The sequence below is a fragment of the Nocardia thailandica NBRC 100428 genome (genome assembly GCF_000308795.1).
Classification (GTDB): domain Bacteria; phylum Actinomycetota; class Actinomycetes; order Mycobacteriales; family Mycobacteriaceae; genus Nocardia; species Nocardia thailandica.
Genome location: NZ_BAGK01000165.1, coordinates 1 through 595 on the forward strand (window position 1 = coordinate 1; position 595 = coordinate 595).

Sequence of the window (595 nt, forward strand, 5' to 3'; positions counted from 1 at the left end):
AGCCCGACGGTGAGGCCCGGCCGTCCCGCGATCTCGCGCACGCCGAGCAGGACACCCGGGGCGAAGGAGTTGCGGTCGATGGAGTCGTGACGGATGGTCAGCGTCTCGCCCTGGGTGCCGAACAGCACCTCCTGATGGGCGACCAGCCCGGCCAGCCGCACCGAGTGCACCCGCACCCCGTCGACGTCGGCGCCGCGGGCGCCCTCGAGCTCGGTGGTCGTCGCGTCCGGGCTGACCCCGACCCCGGCCGCGGCGCGCGCGGCGGCGATCAGGCCCGCGGTGCGGTAGGCGGTGCCCGAGGGCGCGTCGGCCTTGTTCGGGTGGTGCAGCTCGACGACCTCGACCGACTCGAAGAACCGCGCCGCCTGCTCGGCGAACCGCATCGACAGCACCGCGCCGATGGCGAAGTTCGGGGCGATCAGGATCCCGACCTCGGGATGCTGGGCGAGCCAGCCGCGGACCTCGGCGAGACGGACCTCGTCGAACCCGGTGGTGCCGACCACGGCGTGGATGCCGTTGTCCACCAGGAACTTCAGGTTCCCCATGACCACGTCGGGGTGGGTGAAGTCCACCACCACCTCGGTCCGGGTCTCGG

General features: G+C 72.9%; 1 protein-coding gene. It reads right to left on the bottom strand.

The features are described 5' to 3' along the window. A partial coding sequence (dapB, locus tag ON36_RS17265) for a 4-hydroxy-tetrahydrodipicolinate reductase (protein ID WP_043654289.1) occupies nucleotides 1-595 on the bottom strand: 595 nt, incomplete at both ends.